This window comes from Streptomyces sp. NPDC052064 (assembly GCF_055585925.1).
In genome coordinates this window covers 95,351-107,694 of sequence record NZ_JBVJJE010000019.1, presented here as the reverse complement: position 1 = coordinate 107,694, position 12,344 = coordinate 95,351, and the positions used below count along the sequence as shown (strand labels likewise).

Here is a 12,344-nt window from a genome sequence, read left to right as displayed (position 1 = left end):
CAAGCGGGGGAGTTGTGAGGGAGCCGTGAACGGTCACGGAGCCCCGTCCGCGCGCTCAGCCGCCCACGACCGCGCCCGTCACCCGGTCGACGAGGTCGACCCAGGCGTCCTCCAGGCGGGCCAGGGGTATCCCGCACTGCCTGGTCAGGTGGTGAATCAGGGCCGGGTCGAGCTGACCCATCAGGGAGTGGGAGAGCAGTTCGCAGTCCGCTTCCGGGACGGCCTGCCGCAGCAGCATGGTCACGTGGTGGCGCAGCACCCGGCGGGGCGGGGCGGTGAAACGGCGGCTGGCGCCCGGCTCGGCCGCCAGTAGCAGCTCCAGTTCGTCGGTCGAGCGGCGCAGCATCGCGCACCCGAACGCCCGCAGCCGCTCCACGGGCGGCGCTCCGGGCCCGAGCGGCGGCGGCCCGGCGAGGAACGCGGCCTGGAACTTCTTCTCGGAGTGATCGAGCAGCGCCGTCAGCAGACCGGTGCGGTCGCCGAACCGGCGGAAGACCGTGCCCTTGCCCACACAGGCCTCGGCGGCCACCGCCTCCATCGTGACGGCGTCCGCGCCACGCTCCGCCACCAGCCGCGAGGCGGCTTCCAGCAGCCGGGCCCGGTTGCGCGCGGCGTCGGCCCGCAGGCACGGCTCGTCGGGCTCCAGGGCGGTCCCGAGCTGGAGCAGCCCGGGGTGGTCGACGGGCTCCTGGGATGTCGGGAAGGGCGGTGGGACGGTGGACATGAAGCCAGCGTAAGGCATCGGGAAGAAAAATGGACCGCGGTCCGGTTAAGGTGGTAGAACATTAAACGGACCCCGGTCCGGATCGTAACGACAGTGTTTCGGCGCCGTCCTTCACTGCCGTCATTCACTACGTGGGAGTCACCATGTCTGTTCGTATCCTCGCCCTCGTCGGCAGCCTGCGCGCGGGTTCGCACAACCGCCAGCTCGCCGAGGCCGCCGTCAAGCTCGCCCCCGAGGGTGCGGAGGTGGAGCTGTTCGAGGGGCTCGCCGAGCTCCCCTTCTACAACGAGGACATCGACGTCGAGGGCAGCGTTCCGGCGGCCGCCGCGAAGCTGCGCGAGGCCGCGAACGCCGCCGACGGCCTGATCCTGTTCACGCCCGAGTACAACGGCACCATCCCGGCCGTCCTGAAGAACGCGATCGACTGGCTGTCCCGCCCGTTCGGCGCCGGTGCCATCAGCGGCATGCCGGTCGCCGTGGTCGGCACCGCGTTCGGCCAGTACGGCGGTGTCTGGGCGCACGACGAGACCCGCAAGTCCGTGGGCGTGGCCGGCGGCAAGGTGCTGGAGGACGTCAAGCTGTCCATCCCGGGCTCGATGACCCGCTTCGCCGAGACGCACCCGGCCGACGACGCCGAGGTCGCCGCGCAGCTGACCGAGGTCGTCGCCCGCCTGCACGGCCACGCCACGGAGCCGGCCGCTGCCTGACCCTCTCGCGCGGTAGCCACGGAGGGGCCGAGGCCGTCGCAGGCCGCGGCCCCTCCGGCATGCCGTCGGCGAATTCGCCGCTCAGACCGGTTGCGGCAGTTGCCCGGCCGCCCGATCGTCCCGGTGGATCGGGGTGTCCGATCCGGTCAGCGGCCGCCCCGTGCCGCCGTGCCTCTCGGCGACGATCTCCGCCGCGATGGACAGAGCGGTCTCCTCGGGCGTAAGGGCACCCAGGTCGAGGCCGATGGGTGACCTGAGTCGGGCCAGCTCGCGCTCGCTCACGCCCGCTTCCCGAAGCCGCCGGTTGCGGTCCTCGTGCGTGCGGCGGGAGCCCATGGCGCCGACATAGGCGACCGGCAGCCGTAGGGCTTCGGTCAGCAGGGGTATGTCGAACTTGGCGTCGTGGGTGAGCACGCACAGCACCGAGCGCCTGTCGGTGTCCGTGCTCGCGAGGTAACGGTGGGGCCAGTCGACGACGATCTCGTCGGCCTCGGGGAAGCGGACCCGGGTGGCGAAGACGGGGCGGGCGTCGCAGACGGTGACGTGGTAGCCGAGGAACTTGCCCACCCGTACGAGGGCGGCGGCGAAGTCGATCGCACCGAAGACGATCATGCGGGGCGGTGGGACGGCCGACTCGACGAGCAGGGTGAGTCCGCCCGGGCAGTGCGAGCCGTCCTCGGAGACCTCGATCGTGCCGGTGCGGCCGCCGTCGAGCAGGGCGTGGGCTTGGGCGATCGCCGTGCGGTCCAGGTCGGGGTGGCCGCCCAGACCGCCTTCGTGGGTGCCGTCGGGGCGTACGAGCACCGCCCGGCCGAGGAGGCCGGCCGGGCCGTGGACCACTCGGGCGAGAGCGACCGGCTCGTCGTGGGCGGCGGCCGACAGCGCGGCGGTCTGAGCCGCATCGTCGGCGTCGTACGGGGTGACCACGATGTCGATGACCCCGCCGCAGGTCAGGCCGACCGCGAAGGCGTCCTCCTCGCTGTAGCCGAACCGCTCGACCCGGGTCTCCCTGTCCTGGAGGGCCTGGAGGCACAGGTCGTACACCGCGCCCTCCACACAGCCGCCGGAGACCGAGCCGATGGCCGTGCCGTCGGCGGAGACGGCCAGGGCGGCGCCGGGAGGGCGCGGGGCGCTGCCGCCGACGGCCACGACCGTGGCGACGGCGAAGTCCCGGCCCTCCTCGGCCCATTCGTGCAGTTGCCCGGCGAGGTCAAGCATCGCCGTCCGCCATCAGGACACGGTCGGGGCGGATGGGCAGGTGGCGGTGGCGGACACCGGTCGCGTGCCACACGGCGTTGGCGACCGCCGCCGCGGCACCCACGATGCCGACCTCGCCGATGCCCTTGATGCCGACCGGGTCGTCCGGGTCGGGGTCGTCGACCCAGTCGGCCTCGATGTGCGGGATGTCGGCGTGCGCTGCGACGTGGTAGCCCGCGAGGTCGGCGCCGTAGAGACCGCCCGTGGCCCGGTCCCGGACGGCTTCCTCGTGCAGGGCCATCGAGATGCCCCAGATCATGCCGCCGACCAGCTGGTTGCGGGCGGTGAGCGGGTTGACGATCCGGCCGGCGGCGAAGATGCCCAGCATGCGGCGCACCCGGACCTCACCGGTGGCGGGGTCGACGGCGACCTCGGCGAACTGCGCCCCGAAGGAGTGCCGTTCCTTCTGGGCGAGGGCACCGATGGCCTCGGCCGTGTTCGACCGTACGGTGATGCCCTCCGGCGGAATGTCGGCGCCTGGCGCGAGGCTCTGCCGGAGCTCCTCGGCGGCCGCCGTGACGGCCCACGCCCAGGAGCGGGTGCCCATCGAACCACCGGCGATCATCGCCGGACCGAGGTCGCTGTCCCCGAGGCGCACCCGGACGCGGTCCGTCGGCACGCCCAGCGCGTCGGCGGCGACCAGGGTGAGCGCGGTCCGGGCGCCGGTGCCGATGTCCGCGGCGTTGATCCCCACCGTGAAGGTGCCGTCCGCCTCGGCGGTGACGGCCGCCGTGGAGGGCATGGCTCCCGAGGGGAAGGAGGCCGCCGCCGTGCCCGTGCCGAGGAGCCAGCGGCCGTCGCGGCGCACGCCGGGCCGCGGGTCCCGGTCGGCCCAGCCGAACCTGCGGGCGCCCTCCCGGAAGCAGGCGATCAGGTTGCGGCTGCTGAACGGCAGCCCCGACACCGGGCCGCGCTCCGGCTCGTTGCGCACGCGCAGCTCGATCGGGTCGATGCCGCACCGCTCGGCGAGCTCGTCCAACGCCGACTCCAGCGCGAACGAGCCGGGCGCCTCCCCGGGGGCCCGCATCCAGGTCGGGGTGGGTACGTCGAGCCGCACGATCCGGCTGGCCGTGTGATGCGCGTCGGCGTCGTACATGGCCCGGCTCGCGGCGGCGCTCGGCTCCACGAACTCGTGCACGGACGAGGTCATGTTCAGCGACTGGTGCTCCAGGGCGCGCAGCCGCCCGTCCGCGTCGGCGCCGAGCCTGACCCGCTGGGCCGTGGGGCTGCGGTAGCCGGCGAGCGAGAACATCTGCCGGCGGGTCATGACGACCCGGACCGGGCGTTGCAGGACGGTCGCGGCCATCACGGCGGCCACCTGGTGCGCACGGACGCCCTTGCTGCCGAAGCCGCCGCCGACGTGCTCGGAGCGCACCCGCACGGAGGCGGGGTCGAGGGAGAACAGGTTCGCGAGCTCGCCGGCAACCCAGATGGTGCCCTGGTTGGAGTCGACGACCTCCAGCCGGCCGCCCTCCCACAGGGCCGTCGCGGCATGCGGCTCCATCGGGTTGTGGTGCTCCTCCGGAGTGGTGTACTCCGCGTCCACCACGACGGCGGAGGAGGCGAGTTGGGCCTCCAGGTCGCCCTTCTCCATCACGCCCGGCGCATGGCCGTCGACCGGGTACGCCTCGGTCTGCCGCTCTGCGGAGAACGCGACGTCGTGCGGCTCCTGGTCGTACGTCACGACGAGGGCCTCGGCGGCCTCCCTGGCCTGCTCGGACGTCTCGGCGACGACCAGCGCCACCGGCCAGCCCATGTGGGCCACCCGGTCGTGCTGGAAGAGGGCGACGCTCGGGTCCGGCGGGACGCCCAGCAGGCCGACGTAGTCGCTGTCGACGCGCGGGGCGTTGTGGTGGTGGAGCACGGTGAGCACGCCGGGCATCCGGAGCACGGCCTCGGTGTCCACGGCGCGGATGCGGCCGCGGGCGACGGTGGACAGGACCAGCCAGCCGTGGGCGAGTTCGGCGAAGGGGATCTCGGCGGCGTAGCGGGCGGCTCCGGTGACCTTGTCGCGGCCTTCGACACGGGTGTGGGCGGTGCCGACGGAGCCCTTGGTGGCGGTAGTCATCGGGCGGCCTCCTCGGCAAGTTCGCTGAGCACGGCCACGACGAGGTTGCGCATCAGGGTCACCTTGTATCCGTTGTGGGGCAGCGGTTTCGCGTGGGCCAGTTCGGCGTCCGCGGCTGCCGCGAAGTTCTCGGCGTCGCCCGGGGCCCCGAGCAGGGCGCGTTCGGCCGCGCGGGCCCGCCAGGGGCGGGAGGCGACCGCCCCGAAGGCCAGGCGTACGTCCCGTACGCGGCCGTCCTGGACGTCGAGGGCGGCGGCGATGGAGCCGATGGCGAAGGCATACGAGGCGCGCTCGCGCACCTTGCGGTAGCGGGAGTTGGCGGCCACCGGGGTGGGCGGGAGGGTGACGCCGGTGATCAGCGCGCCCGGCGGCAGCGCCGTCTCCAGGTGCGGGGTCTCCCCCACGGGCAGGTAGAAGTCGGCGAGCGGCAACTCCCCTGGCCCGTCGGCCGTTTCGTAAGACACGACGGCGTCGAAGGCGGCCAGCGCCACGCCCATGTCGGAGGGGTGCGTGGCCACACAGTGGTCGGAGGCGCCCAGGATGGCGTGATTGTGGTGCTCACCGGTGACGGCGGGGCAGCCGCTGCCGGGGGTGCGCTTGTTGCAGGCGGAGGTGACGTCGGCGAAGTAGCCGCAGCGGGTGCGCTGGAGCAGGTTGCCGCCGACGGTGGCCATGTTGCGCAGCTGCCCGGAGGCCCCGGCCAGCACCGCCTGCGCCAACGCCGGGTAGCGGAGCCGGACTTCGGGGTGGGCGGCGAGGTCGCTGTTGGTGACGGTGGCACCGATGCGCAGCCCGCCGTCGCCGGTCGGCTCGATCTGGTTCAGGGGCAGTTCCCGGACGTCGACGAGCAGGGCGGGCCGCTCGACGCCGGTCTTCATCAGATCGACGAGGTTGGTGCCGCCGCCCAGGAAACGGGCCTCCCCGTCGCCGTCGAGCAGCGCCACGGCGCCGGAGACATCGTAGGCGCGCTGGTAGCCGAACTCCCTCATGCCGCCGCTCCCTTGGTCTCGGCGGCGCGGGCCACGGCCTGGACGATCGACACGTACGCGCCGCAGCGGCACAGGTTGCCGCTCATCCGCTCCCGGATCTCCTCAGGGGTCAGCGGTGGCGGTCCCGCGTCGGGCCGTATGTCGTCGGTGGCGGCACTGGGCCAGCCCGCCGCGTGCTCCTCGATCAGGGCGATGGCCGAGCAGATCTGCCCCGGCGTGCAGTAACCGCACTGGAAACCGTCGAGGTCGAGGAACGCCTGCTGCACCGGGTGCAGTTGATCGCCTTCGGCCACGCCCTCGATGGTGGTGATCTCACGCCCCTCGGCGGCCACGGCGAGCTGCAGGCAGGACACGGCCCGGCGGCCGTCGACCAGGACCGTGCAGGCACCGCACTGGCCCTGGTCGCAGCCCTTCTTCGTGCCGGTCAGATCCAGGCGCTCGCGCAGGGCGTCGAGGAGGGTGGTGCGGTGGTCGACGGTCAGCGTGTACTTCTCGCCGTTGACGGACAGGGTGAGGTCGCTGGACGTCGATGGGGGCATGGAAGCCTTCTTTCTCACGTCGCAAGGTCAGGCGGCAGGGGTTGTGGGTGGCGGCGCCGGTTCGCAACGGTGCAGGATGCGGGGCAGGCTGGCTGCGGCACGGCCGTCTCGGGCCTGTCGGCACGGGCGTCCCGCCGATACGATGGAGCAAGCGGACACTTGTCCGTTACCCGGAAACGTAACGGACAACTGTCCGCTTAACAAGGGCCGGGTTTCGGCCAAGGACCGTGAGGAGGGCGAGTGCGGCAGAAGAGGGACGCTCCTCTGCGCTCGGACGCGCAACGCAACCGCGAGCGCATCCTGGAAGTTGCGCTGGTCGAACTGACGCGTGCGGCGGACGCTCCGCTGAGCGCGATCGCCAAGAAGGCGGGCGTCGGGCAGGGAACCTTCTACCGCCACTTCCCGAGCCGTGAGGCGCTCGTCATGGAGATCTACCGGCACGAGATGCAGCAGGTCGCCGACACCGCGGCACCGCTGCTGGAGTGCCGGGAACCGGACCGGGCGCTGCGTGAGTGGCTGGACCGTTGCGCGCAGTTCGCCATGACGAAGGCCGGTCTGGCCGACGCGATCCGCCAGGCCACCGGCGCGCCGGGAAAGCCGGCGAAGCCGTCCCCTACGCCGCTGACCGAGGCGGCCGAACTCCTCCTCCGCGCCAACGAGGTGGCCGGCACCATCCGCCCGGGAATCACCGCGGACGATCTCTTCCTGGCCGTCGGCGGCATCTGGACGATCGACCCGCACACCGACTGGCAACCACGCGCCAACCGCCTGCTGGACCTCGTGATGGACGCGCTGCGGGTGGGGGCGCCCGGGGCCTGACCGTTACCGCGTGGGGGCTGTTCGCGCCCACGCGACGGAGCCGCAAATCAAGCACAGCCCCGCGCCCCTGAGTTACTCAGCGCTTCAGGCGACTGCCGTGGGGGCCAGTTCTCGTAGTTCCCGGAGGGCCGTCGCCACTGCCGGGCGGGCGTGGCCGCCGCCGCGGGTGCAGGTCAGGAGCTTGCGGTGCGGGTTGCCTTCGCAGCGGACGCGGGCGATCGGGAGATGCGGGGTCAGGTGGGCGAGGCGCGGGATGAGGGCGACGCCGAGCCGGTGGGCGACAAGGTGGGCGGCGACGTTCCAGTCGAGGGCGTGATGGACGACGTCGGGGGTGAAACCGGCCGAGCCGCAGGCGGACAGGACGTGCGGGCGGCAGGCGCTCTCCTCCACCGGCGCGATCCACGGCTCGTGTGCCGCCTCCGCGAGATCGACCCGGGCCCGTCCGGCCAGCCGGTGCCCGTCGGGAACGACCAGGTCGAACGGGTCGTCGAGCAACGGCTGCTGGTCGAACCGCGTGTCGCTCAGCGGCGGGTTGTGCGGGGTCGACTCGACGATCGCCAGGTCGATGGCACCCTCGAAGAGGAGGTCGAAGCTCTCCGGGACGCCCGCCTCGGTGATCCGTACGGACAGCCGCGGGTGCCGCTCCCCCAGCCGGGCCGCCATCGGCGCCAGCAGCACCGAGATGGCCACGGGGAAGCCCGTCACTCGCAGCACCCCGGACGGCGCCCCGTGGTCCGCCCGCAGATCGAGTTCCGCCTGGTCCCAGCGGGCCTGGATGGCGTCGGCGTGCGCGAGCAGGCTCTCGGCGGCCGCAGTGAGGCGGACCCCGCGTCCCTGCGGCTCCAGCAGGTCGACGCCCAGGTCACGGGCGAGCTGCCGGACCTGCTGGGAGGCGGCGGACGGGGTGAAGTGCAGGGCTCGGGCGGCCGCGGTGACCGTGCCGTAGTGGGCGACCGCCCTCAGGACGTGCAGTCGGCGCAGGTCAATCATGAAGTCCACGCTTCACAATGGCGTCCACAAAGTCAACCTGGACGTGTACGGAGACTTCGACGCACCCTGGCTGTGTCGCGACGGTCAATCAGCCACGACGTACGAGGAGTCAGAGACATGACCAGCACCACCTGCACCGTCTGCCCGCACTGCGGCTGGCCGGACGGAGGCGAGCCGTTCCAGGTGCTGTCCCGGCACACCACCGCGACGGGCCGCACGGAGTGGACGCGCTGCGGATGCGGCTCGCTCCAGGTCCGGGTCGTCGACGGCTGCGGCATGCGCGTCGTCTCGCGCAGCAGGCCGCCGTCCGGGCCCGCTCCGGCTCGGTCGGGCACGGCGAGCCGCTGAGTGCTCAGGCCCTGCCGTGCTGGGCCAGCTGCTCCCCCAGCGGGCTGCGCCTGTAGAGGACGCGGCGGCCGTCGCGGGCGCGGGTGACCAGGCCCGTCGCGTGTAGGACGCGCAGGTGCTGGGACACGGCGCTCGGGGTCACCCCGAGGCGCCGGGCCAGTTCCACCGTCGGCAGGGGATCGGCCAGCAGCCGCAGCAGCGTGCTGCGGGGCGCGCCGAGCAGTGCCGTGAGCGCGGGGGCGTCCGGCTCGGGCTCCGGTTCCCACAGGGTGGCGGCACCCCGGCTGGGGTAGGCGAGCATCGGCGGTTCCGCGGCGCTGACCGGGGGCGCCGGCTGATGCGCGAACAGGGACGGCACCAGGCGCAGGCCGCGCCCGGAGCCGTCCAGGTGGTGGCGTCCGCGCATCCGGTCGACGCGCAGGACGCCGTCGTCCCAGCGCAGGTTGCGGTGCAGGTCGGCGAAGAGCAGCCGGGCGCCGCCGGTGGCCAGCTGCCGTGCCCGGTGGGTGATGTCGGCCTCCAGCACGAGCCGCATCCGGGGCCAGGATGGCAGCAGCGCCGACTCCCAGTAGCGCCGCAGGAGTTCGCACAGCTCCTCCAGCAGCTCCGCGACGGGACCCTCACCGGGTGCGGTGACCGCCCGCAGGGCAGGCGGCAGGGGCCTGGGCGCGTGGGCGGCGAGCAGGTCGCGGCGTACGGTCTCCGCGGGTGTGGCGCCTACGACCGTCAGCTGCTCGTCGAGGGTGGGCGCGAAGGACGTCGGCCTGGGGGTCAGGAAGTCGGGCAGGGCCAGGGTGTCGCCCACCAGGGCCGCGAGCAGCCGGGCGTCGGCCGGGTCGAGCTTCTGGAGCACGGCGGCGCGCCACCGGACGTGCAGGGGGTAGAGGGCGGGGGCACGCAGGGCGCGGAGGCTGCCCATCACCTCGCGCAGGGGCGAGATCGCGAAGCGGGTGTCGGCGAGATCCTCGGCGTCGAGCCGGAAGCTGATCATTAAGGCCCCCGCTACATCCTTTGGCAACCGCCCGGCCATGGCGTGGACTTCGGTCCATGACGGATCACGATCACCGGCAGCCTACAGCGCGCCCGGGCGCGAGTCCCCGGGTGATCCTCGCCCTGGCGCTCGTCTGCGGCGCGGCCGTGGGCAATGTCTACTTCCCGCAGGCCCTCAGCCCGCTGATCGCGTCCGGGCTGCACGTCTCGCCCGACGCGGCCGCCGGCGTCGTCACGGCGACGCAGTTCGGCTACGCGGCCGGGATCTGCCTGCTCGTCCCACTCGGCGACCGCCTCCCGTACCGCCCGCTGCTGGTCACCCTGCTCACGCTCACCGGCCTCGGGCTGTTCGCGGCGAGCGCCGCGCCGGGGCTGGTGCCGCTGGTCGTCGCCAGCGCCCTGGTGGGGGTGACGACGGTGGCGGCACCGCTCGCCGGGCCGCCGGCGGCCGGTCTGGTGCCGGCGGAGCGGCGTGGTGTCACCGGCGGCACCCTGCTGAGCGGCTCCCTCGCGGGCATGCTGCTGTCGCGCACCGTCGGCGGCGCGCTCGGCGACTGGCTGGGCTGGCGGGCACCGTACGTCCTGGCCGCCGTGCTGTCCCTGGCGGCGGCCGCTCTGTCGGCGCGCCTGCTGCCGCTGACGTCCCCGCCCTCGGCTCAGGGCTACTTCTCACTCCTGGCCGAGCCGCTGCGGCTGCTGCGCACGGAGCCCGGTCTGCGCCGCTCGTGCCTGTACCAGGCCCTGGTGTTCGCGGGTTTCTCCGCGGTGTGGACGGGTGTGGCGCTGCTGCTCACGGGTCCGGTCTACGCCATGGGTGCGGGGGCCGTGGGGCTGCTCGCCCTGGTCAACGCGGTGACCATGGTGTGCACGCCGGTCGCGGGCCGCCAGGTCGACCGGCGGGGACCGGACGCGGTCAACCGGGTGTGCTTCCTGGTGGTGGGCGCCTCGGCCGCCGTGCTGGCGCTGGGCGGTCTCGGCGGCGCGGCGGGAGTGGCGGCCCTGGTCGTGGGCACGCTGCTGCTCGACGTCGGCATGCAATCCGGGATGGTCGCCAACACGGTACGGATCCAGGCGCTGCGCGCCGAGGTGCGCAGCCGGCTCACCACCGCCTATATGACCTGCGCGTATCTTGGTGGCGCCGTCGGTTCGTGGCTGGGCATGCGGGCGTACGGCCGCTTCGGGTGGCTCGGGGTGTGTGCGCTGGTCGCGGTGCTCACGGCCGTGGCCCTCGCCCGCCACGGGGGCGCCACCCGCCGTACGGCGGGGAGGTTCCGCCGGACGGCGGCGCCCGGGTCCGGCGCGGCGGGACCGATCATGGCAGCACGAGCCGCCGCGACCTCGCGTAAGGAGACGTCATGACGCATGTTCCGCCCCCGTTCGACCCGGAACTCGCCGGAGCGCTGGAGCTGATCAAGGACATGATCAGCCCCGGTCTCACCCTGGACGAGATCGCCGAGGTGCGCCAGGGCCCGGGTATACAGATGCTGGCCGATCTGGACCTGACGATGGGCGGGGCGTTCGAGGTGGAGGACCGGCAGGTGGCCGGGCCCGAGGGCGAGCCCGACATCTCGCTGCTGATCTGCCGGCCGACCGCTCCGGCGACCGCCGGGGCGCGGCCCGTCATCTACCACGTGCACGGCGGCGGCATGGTCATCGGGAACAACCGGGTCGGCGTCGACGTCCCGCTGGCGTGGGCGCAGGCGCTGGACGCGGTGGTGGTGTCGGTGGAGTACCGGCTGGCGCCGGAGCATCCGTATCCCGCGCCGATCGAGGACGTGTACGCCGGGCTGCTGTGGACGGCGGACCACGCCGCCGAGCTCGGTGCCGACCCCGAGCGGATCGTCATCGCGGGCGCCAGCGCGGGTGGTGGGCTGTGCGCGGCCCTGGCCCTGCTCACGCGGGACCGCAAGGGGCCGCAGCCGATCGGGCAGGTCCTGATGTGCCCGATGCTCGACGACCGCAACGACACGCCGTCGACGTACCAGATGGCGGGCCTCGGGGTATGGGACCGCACCGCCAACGAGACCGGCTGGACCGCACTGCTCGGCTCGCGGCGCGGTGGCCCCGACGTACCGGCATACGCGGCACCGGCCCGTGCCGAGGACCTGACCGGGCTGCCCCCGGCGTTCCTCGACGTCGGCTCCGCGGAGACCTTCCGCGACGAGGTCGTCGCCTACGCCTCGCGCATCTGGCAGGCCGGCGGCGTGGCCGAGCTGCACGTCTGGCCCGGCGGCTTCCACGGCTTCGACGGCTTCGCACCCCAGGCGCCGCTCTCCCAGTCGGCACGGGCGGCACATGTGGACTGGCTGCGGAGGTTGCTGAGCGTGTGACGGGTGGGGAGTCCGGCAGGCCGGACAAACGGCACGCGGCTCGCCCTGCCTCATCTCCTGCACCTGCCGACCGTCCCACCGGGCCTCGCCAGGGCGGACACCGGCACACGGGGCCCGTTCGGCGGCCGCATGCCGCACCATGGGCCTATGAAAGAGCTGGCCGGGCGCCTGACCGCGCTCGATCCGGACGCCGGTGCGGCGGTCCGGGTCATCGCCTACTTCGACCGTCTGGCCGAGTCCAGGGCCGGTGTGGAGGCACTCGTACGCGGTGCCGCCGTACTGGCCGGCTGCCCGGCCCGGCTGGTGGACCCCGAACGGCGCGTGCACGTGCGCGTGGAGGCCGACGGCACGAGGCGAGACACCGAGGCGCCACCGGACACCACCTGGCCGTCCGCCCGGCTGACCCCGAACGGCACGGCGGCGCTGTGGCTGGAACGGGCTGAGGTGGCGGGCCGTGCCGGGACGGCCCCGGGCGCCGTGAACACGGACCGTGCCGGGGACCCTGCCGGGGTGGCGCACGAGGTAATGGACACGGGCCGTGCCGGGGCCGCGTCCGGCATCGTGGACGCCGGCCTTGGCGGGT

Annotated in this window: 12 protein-coding genes and 1 pseudogene; 6 read left to right on the top strand and 7 right to left on the bottom strand. The window is 73.5% G+C overall.

Features of this window, described 5'->3' with window-relative positions; translation table 11 throughout:
* Nucleotides 1–55: 55 nt before the first annotated feature.
* The gene (locus tag ACZ6TU_RS37080) at nt 56–724 is read right to left on the bottom strand and encodes a TetR/AcrR family transcriptional regulator (protein WP_467681980.1); all 669 of its coding nucleotides are present in this window, start codon (nt 722–724) and stop codon (nt 56–58) included.
* 143 nt (nt 725–867) lie between these two features.
* Here ACZ6TU_RS37080 and ACZ6TU_RS37075 point away from each other — a divergent pair, with 143 nt between their 5' ends.
* Entirely contained in the window at nt 868–1,431 is a 564-nt protein-coding gene (locus ACZ6TU_RS37075) for an NADPH-dependent FMN reductase (RefSeq protein ID WP_467681979.1), read from the top strand.
* Between the two features lie 81 nt (nt 1,432–1,512).
* Here the strand turns inward: ACZ6TU_RS37075 and ACZ6TU_RS37070 are convergent, their stop codons facing one another.
* From ACZ6TU_RS37070 to ACZ6TU_RS37055, 4 genes are read right to left on the bottom strand one after another with little or no spacing between them, the layout of a single operon-like run.
* On the bottom strand, nt 1,513–2,649 hold the full coding sequence (locus ACZ6TU_RS37070; RefSeq protein ID WP_469553212.1) for an XdhC family protein: 1,137 nt from the start codon (nt 2,647–2,649) through the stop codon (nt 1,513–1,515).
* Nucleotides 2,642–4,756 (bottom strand): xanthine dehydrogenase family protein molybdopterin-binding subunit, encoded by a 2,115-nt coding sequence (locus tag ACZ6TU_RS37065; RefSeq protein WP_467681975.1) that lies wholly within the window; start codon nt 4,754–4,756, stop codon nt 2,642–2,644. The genes ACZ6TU_RS37070 and ACZ6TU_RS37065 overlap by 8 nt, the downstream gene beginning before the upstream one ends.
* Nucleotides 4,753–5,745 (bottom strand): FAD binding domain-containing protein, encoded by a 993-nt coding sequence (locus ACZ6TU_RS37060; RefSeq protein ID WP_467681973.1) that lies wholly within the window; start codon nt 5,743–5,745, stop codon nt 4,753–4,755. Before ACZ6TU_RS37060 ends, ACZ6TU_RS37065 begins: the two co-directional genes overlap by 4 nt.
* On the bottom strand, nt 5,742–6,284 hold the full coding sequence (locus ACZ6TU_RS37055; protein ID WP_467367743.1) for a (2Fe-2S)-binding protein: 543 nt from the start codon (nt 6,282–6,284) through the stop codon (nt 5,742–5,744). The genes ACZ6TU_RS37060 and ACZ6TU_RS37055 overlap by 4 nt, the downstream gene beginning before the upstream one ends.
* 240 nt (nt 6,285–6,524) lie before the next feature.
* On the opposite strand from ACZ6TU_RS37055, the gene ACZ6TU_RS37050 reads away from it, so the two are divergent.
* On the top strand, nt 6,525–7,103 hold the full coding sequence (locus ACZ6TU_RS37050) for a TetR/AcrR family transcriptional regulator (protein ID WP_467681971.1): 579 nt from the start codon (nt 6,525–6,527) through the stop codon (nt 7,101–7,103).
* A gap of 84 nt (nt 7,104–7,187) precedes the next feature.
* Here the strand turns inward: ACZ6TU_RS37050 and ACZ6TU_RS37045 are convergent, their stop codons facing one another.
* Nucleotides 7,188–8,093 (bottom strand): LysR family transcriptional regulator, encoded by a 906-nt coding sequence (locus ACZ6TU_RS37045; RefSeq protein ID WP_467681969.1) that lies wholly within the window; start codon nt 8,091–8,093, stop codon nt 7,188–7,190.
* Between the two features lie 117 nt (nt 8,094–8,210).
* On the opposite strand from ACZ6TU_RS37045, the gene ACZ6TU_RS37040 reads away from it, so the two are divergent.
* Nucleotides 8,211–8,441: a hypothetical protein gene (locus ACZ6TU_RS37040; RefSeq protein WP_469553209.1), complete on the top strand. Its 231-nt coding sequence runs from the start codon at nt 8,211–8,213 to the stop codon at nt 8,439–8,441.
* 4 nt (nt 8,442–8,445) lie between these two features.
* On the opposite strand, the gene ACZ6TU_RS37035 is transcribed toward ACZ6TU_RS37040, so the two are convergent.
* Nucleotides 8,446–9,432: an ArsR/SmtB family transcription factor gene (locus ACZ6TU_RS37035; protein ID WP_469553207.1), complete on the bottom strand. Its 987-nt coding sequence runs from the start codon at nt 9,430–9,432 to the stop codon at nt 8,446–8,448.
* Nucleotides 9,433–9,488: 56 nt separating this feature from the next.
* Between ACZ6TU_RS37035 and ACZ6TU_RS37030 the strand changes: the two genes are divergently transcribed.
* From ACZ6TU_RS37030 to ACZ6TU_RS37020, 3 genes and pseudogenes are all read left to right on the top strand, one after another.
* Nucleotides 9,489–10,790, top strand: coding sequence for an MFS transporter (locus tag ACZ6TU_RS37030; protein WP_467681963.1), 1,302 nt, complete (start codon nt 9,489–9,491; stop codon nt 10,788–10,790).
* Complete coding sequence (locus ACZ6TU_RS37025) at nt 10,787–11,761, top strand: alpha/beta hydrolase (protein ID WP_469553205.1); 975 nt, start codon at nt 10,787–10,789, stop codon at nt 11,759–11,761. The genes ACZ6TU_RS37030 and ACZ6TU_RS37025 overlap by 4 nt, the downstream gene beginning before the upstream one ends.
* A gap of 147 nt (nt 11,762–11,908) precedes the next feature.
* Nucleotides 11,909–12,344, top strand: a pseudogene (locus ACZ6TU_RS37020) (helix-turn-helix domain-containing protein); the annotation flags it as partial.